Annotated in this window: 6 protein-coding genes and 1 pseudogene; 4 read left to right on the top strand and 3 right to left on the bottom strand. The window is 67.4% G+C overall.

What is annotated here, in order from left to right; all coding sequences use genetic code 11:
• Both J7E68_RS03340 and J7E68_RS03335 read right to left on the bottom strand, forming a co-directional pair.
• Positions 1 to 203, bottom strand: a pseudogene (locus tag J7E68_RS03340) (serine/threonine protein kinase); the annotation flags it as partial.
• 79 nt (positions 204 to 282) lie between these two features.
• Positions 283 to 1,356: a LysM peptidoglycan-binding domain-containing protein gene (locus J7E68_RS03335; protein ID WP_311416187.1), complete on the bottom strand. Its 1,074-nt coding sequence runs from the start codon at positions 1,354 to 1,356 to the stop codon at positions 283 to 285.
• 374 nt (positions 1,357 to 1,730) lie between these two features.
• Between J7E68_RS03335 and J7E68_RS03330 the strand changes: the two genes are divergently transcribed.
• The gene (locus tag J7E68_RS03330) at positions 1,731 to 2,036 is read left to right on the top strand and encodes an Rv2175c family DNA-binding protein (RefSeq protein WP_215169834.1); all 306 of its coding nucleotides are present in this window, start codon (positions 1,731 to 1,733) and stop codon (positions 2,034 to 2,036) included.
• A 47-nt stretch (positions 2,037 to 2,083) separates the two neighbouring features.
• Here J7E68_RS03330 and J7E68_RS03325 read toward each other — a convergent pair whose 3' ends face one another.
• Positions 2,084 to 3,184: a polyprenyl synthetase family protein gene (locus J7E68_RS03325; protein WP_215169832.1), complete on the bottom strand. Its 1,101-nt coding sequence runs from the start codon at positions 3,182 to 3,184 to the stop codon at positions 2,084 to 2,086.
• 85 nt (positions 3,185 to 3,269) lie between these two features.
• Here J7E68_RS03325 and J7E68_RS03320 point away from each other — a divergent pair, with 85 nt between their 5' ends.
• From J7E68_RS03320 to mraW, 3 genes are all read left to right on the top strand, one after another.
• On the top strand, positions 3,270 to 3,641 hold the full coding sequence (locus J7E68_RS03320; protein WP_215169830.1) for a DUF3040 domain-containing protein: 372 nt from the start codon (positions 3,270 to 3,272) through the stop codon (positions 3,639 to 3,641).
• A gap of 283 nt (positions 3,642 to 3,924) precedes the next feature.
• Complete coding sequence (locus J7E68_RS03315) at positions 3,925 to 4,320, top strand: division/cell wall cluster transcriptional repressor MraZ (protein WP_215169828.1); 396 nt, start codon at positions 3,925 to 3,927, stop codon at positions 4,318 to 4,320.
• 117 nt (positions 4,321 to 4,437) lie between these two features.
• The coding region (gene mraW / locus J7E68_RS03310) for a 16S rRNA (cytosine(1402)-N(4))-methyltransferase (RefSeq protein ID WP_215169826.1) at positions 4,438 to 4,655 on the top strand (218 nt) is incomplete at its 3' end.

Here is a 4,655-nt window from a genome sequence, read left to right as displayed (position 1 = left end):
GCCTCTGGGAGGAAGCGGCTCTGGAAGGCCGAAGCGTCGCTGGGGTGCGCGTGCATGACCTTCAGCGCGATGCGGCGCTCGAGCCGCAGATCGGTGGCGACGTAGACGGTCGCCATGCCTCCACGGGCGATTCGAGCGCGAACCCGGTACCGACCGTCGACAAGCCGCCCGATGAGGGGGTCGGCCTGCTGATTGGTCGTCACGTCAAGATTCTATGGAGAACTGCCTGAAAGCTTGGGGAGCGGCTCGCCCCTCGCTGCTGCGGGTTTGCCCGGAAGAGGGTCATCCGTGCGTCGCGAGCCACTGATACGCCTGCTTCTCCCACTGCCCGTAGCGCTCGGGATACGCGGAGATCTGCACTGCCTGAGCAGCATCGGTGAACCTCATGCCCTCCCAGCCCGAGATGTCGAGCAGTCCTCGGGTGGTCTGCCCGTTCGGGTCGCTCGAGCCTCCGAAGAACACGCGGGTACTGCGGGTGGCGTCGTGCGCCTGATCAGCTGTACCCCATCCCATGCTCGGCCGCTGCTGGAACAGTCCGACCGAGTCCCGGTCGCCCCACGACAGGTTGCGCATGCTGGATTCCACCATCGCCGTCGACAGCGCGATCGCGATTCCGCGATCCGAGACTCCGAGCTCCCGCCCGATCCCGATGATCAGCGTGGCGTTCGCCGCCTGCTCGGCGTCGAGCGCTGCGGAGAGCTGCGCGGGTGGCGACTTCGTGGCCGGAGTCGTGGGCGGAGCCGTCGCGGGCGCGGCGGCCGCCACGGTGAGCTTCTGGCCGGGGTAGATGATCGAGCCCGATGACAGGCCGTTCAGCGAGTACAGCTTCGCCACCGTCGTCGAATACTTCTTCGCGATCGCGAACAGGGTGTCGCCGGCGACGACAGCGTGTGTCTTCCCGCCCGTCGTGACAGGGGGAGGGGTCGCGGGCGCGGTCGTCACCGTCGCTGCCGCGGGGGCGCCTGAGAGGGCGAGCTTCTGACCGGGGAAGATGACGGATGCACGGCTCAGGCCGTTCGCGGCCAGGACGGCGTCGACGCTCGTGCCGTACTTCTTCGCGATCGCGAAGACGGTGTCGCCGGCGACCACGACGTGGATCCTGCTGACGGGCGCAGCGGGCGGAGCCTTCGGCGTGACCGCAGCGGCGGCGCCCGCCAATGCGAGTCTCTGTCCGGGATAGATCACCGATCGCCAGGTGAGGCCGTTCCGTGTCAGCACGTCGACGGTCCTCAGCCCGAAGCGACTCGCGATGGACGAGACGGTGTCTCCCGGCTGCACGACGTAGGAGGCGGGCGGCGTGGCCGCGACGGCGCGCGTCGTCGGTGCCGACTGCAGACGCTCGAGCGGGACGGTCACGGAGTCCGCCGTCGCGGGCGAGGCGGCTATCGCTCCCGTCAGCGTTCCGAGGACAGCGGCAGGCACTCCGAGCTGGAGGTAGCGCGTTCGACGCGCAACAGCGTGCGTTCTCAAGGTGATCCCCCTTGTTCGGCGTCTGCCCACGCTGACACGGATGTATACGGAAGTCAACAGAAGTGGCCAGTGTGACGAGTGTTACGGAAGTGCTGAGTGGTCACGCTCTGCCGTGAAATGCACGGCACGCGCAGAGATGAGATAGTTGATGCGTGTCTGTGCCGTCTGAGAACCAGCCCTCCGAATCCTTGCAGTCCGCGACTGCGGGGTCCGAGAACAGCGTGAACGCCAGTGGCGTCACCCCCACCGAGTGGCTGACGATGCCCGATCTCGTCCATGCTCTCGACGAGTCTCTCGGGCGCGTGCGCCGACTGATCGACGAGCACTACCTGATCGGATCCCGTCGGTCGGGTGTCTTCGCCGTGCCGTCCATCTTCCTCGTCGACGGCCAGCCGCTGTCCTCGCTGCGAGGGACCATCATCGTTCTTCAGGACTCGGGCTTCACCGACGACGAGGTCATCGACTGGCTGCTCGCCGACGACGAGGAGCTGGGGCGGTCGCCGATCGCGGCGCTCCTCGCGGGGCACAAGAGCGCCGTTCGTCGGGTCGCGCGCACCCTGGCCTGAGCCGACGCGCAGCCTGCCCGAGCGACGCGCACTCCCTGGCGCAGACGTCAGGCGGACCGGACGGTCGCTGCGCGTGCGAGGTCTCGCATCGCACCGACGGCAGCGTCGTCGAGGTGCGCGCCGGTCAGCGCCCGGTCGGCTTCTTTCGCGTAGTCGTCGATCATGCTCTCGACCCGCTCGAGAGCCCCGGAACCTGCGATCGTGGCCTGAAGGAACTGCACCTGCTGGGCCGTCAGCTCGGGGTCGCCGAGCATCTCATCGAACAGATTGCGGGCTGACGCGTCGAGCGTCTGGCGTGTCAGTGCCACGAGCACCGTCCGCTTGCCCTCTCGTAGATCGTCTCCGGCGGGCTTGCCGGTGACGGCGGCATCGCCGAAGACGCCGAGGACATCGTCCCGGAGCTGGAACGCCATGCCCACCGGATGCCCGAAACGGCGGAGCGCCGCGAGCTGGCCCTCATCGGCGTCGGCGATCGCCGCACCCAGGATGAGCGGCTGCTCGATGCTGTAGCGCGCCGACTTGAAGGAGACGACCCTGAGGGCGCGCTCGACGTGCGAGTCGGTGGCGTGCACGCTCCATGCCGATTCCTCGGCGATGTCGAGGAACTGCCCGATCGTGACGTCACGGCGCATACGGCCGTACTCGCGGCGGACGGCGGCGGCGTGGGGGAGCGAGGCGATGGCGTCTTCGAGCAGGTCGTCGCTCCAGGCCACCAGCAGATCACCGAGGAGGATCGCCGAGGACCGGCCGAAGGCTGCCGCATCCCCGCGCCATCCGGAGTCCCGGTGCGCGCTCTCGAGCGCCCGGTGGGCTGCGGGCCGCCCGCGACGGGTGTCGGAGTTGTCGATCAGATCGTCGTGCACGAGAGCGGCCGACTGGAAGATCTCCAGCGCCGCGCAGACATCCCAGAGCACGGACGAGTCCTCGACCCGCCGATCTCCGAACCGGGCGACGGATTCCCAGCCGGCGTGACAGAAACGAGCGCGCAGTCTCTTGCCGCCGACCAGGGTGTCGGCTGCCGAGTCGATCAGGCCCGCAGCATCCGGCCCGTAGCCCCCGGACTCGCTGCGCATCCGGTCGAGGAACAGCCGCAGGCGTGCGGCGACGGCGTCTGAGACGAGTGTGGGGGAGGGCACGACTCCCAGCATACGTAAAGCCAATCGAGGGTCGAACAGCTAGCCCCGACCGACATACCGCGCGTAGAATGGACGGACGATACCCGAGGGGGACGAAATGCCACTCTCCGAACAGGAGCAGCGTCTGCTCGACGAGATGGAACGCCATCTCCTCCACAACGACGCCGATGTCGTCAGTGCGCCGTCGGGAGACCGCGCTCTCAGCTACCGGAACCTGGTGTACGGAGCCCTTCTGCTCCTCGCAGGCGTGGGCGGGCTGATCGTCGGAGTGGTGCTCGGTGATGTGTGGGGTGTCGTCGTCGGTGTCATCGGCTTCGCCGCCATGCTCGCAGGCGTCATGCTCGCCGTGACCCCCGTGCGCAAGCCGCTGTCTGCGGTTCCCCGCGAGCGAGCCCCCAAGCAGCAGAGCTCGGCGTCCTTCATGGATCGCATGAACGATCGATGGGATCGCCGCCAGGACGGCCAGTAACCCCACCTCTTCCTCGAAGACCCGGATGCCCTGAGCATCCGGGTCTTCGTCGTTAACCGACCCGGAACCGAGGCTGCGTCTGGGGCGACGATTGCGATGGCGTTCCCCTCCACCGACACTCCACCATCCTCCACCTCGCTTCTGCCGCGTAATCACAGGGATCTTGGGCGTGCTCTTCGCGCTCGGACGATGCGTATCGGTGATTGACCATAGGTTTGTGGAGCAAAGTGGAGTAAAGTGGGGCTCACCTCGAGTTGGCCGGACGGAGAGGGGGTGATGGCTGATGTTGCTGGGAACGCATTCTCCGAAGTTGGACGACAAGGGACGGGTCATCCTTCCCGCGAAGTTCCGCGAAGACCTCGGTGGCGGCATCGTCGTCACCCGAGGGCAGGAACGCTGCCTCTACTTCTTCAGCACGNNGCCGCTCGCGAACAAGCAGGCGCGTGACTTCATGCGTCTGTTCCTCTCCGGTGCGAGTGCGGAGATGCCCGACAGCCAGAACCGCATCACCATCCCCGTGCACCTTCGTCAGTACGCGGGCCTGCAGAAAGAGCTCATCGTCACCGGAGTCGGCGCACACGCCGAGATCTGGGATGCGGAGAGCTGGAACACCTACCTCGCAGCCGGCGAGGAGACGTATGCCGATCTCGAGCAGGAGGTGATCCCGGGACTGTTCTGACCACGGCTGTGATGCCCCGCCGCTCCCGCCCCGACACACTTCCCCGGTGCCGGGTCGAGAAGCGGAGGGGGATCAGGGCCCTGGTCACCGACACACAGAGGTCACCCGAGGAAGATCATGAACCTCCGCGACATCCACACCCCCGTTCTGCTCGAGCGATGCATCGAGCTGCTCGCCCCCGCCCTGACGGCGGACGGAGCCGTGCTCGTCGATGCCACTCTCGGCATGGGCGGCCACTCCGAGGCTCTGCTCGAACGCTTCCCGAACATCCGCCTCGTCGGTCTCGATCGCGACACCGACGCCCTGCGCATCGCGGGCGAGCGGCTCGCACGGTT

This window comes from Microbacterium sp. ISL-103, from assembly GCF_018613995.1.
In the GTDB taxonomy this organism is placed as follows: domain Bacteria; phylum Actinomycetota; class Actinomycetes; order Actinomycetales; family Microbacteriaceae; genus Microbacterium.
Note: the sequence above shows the minus strand (reverse complement) of the source record. Positions and strands in the feature narration are given on the sequence as shown.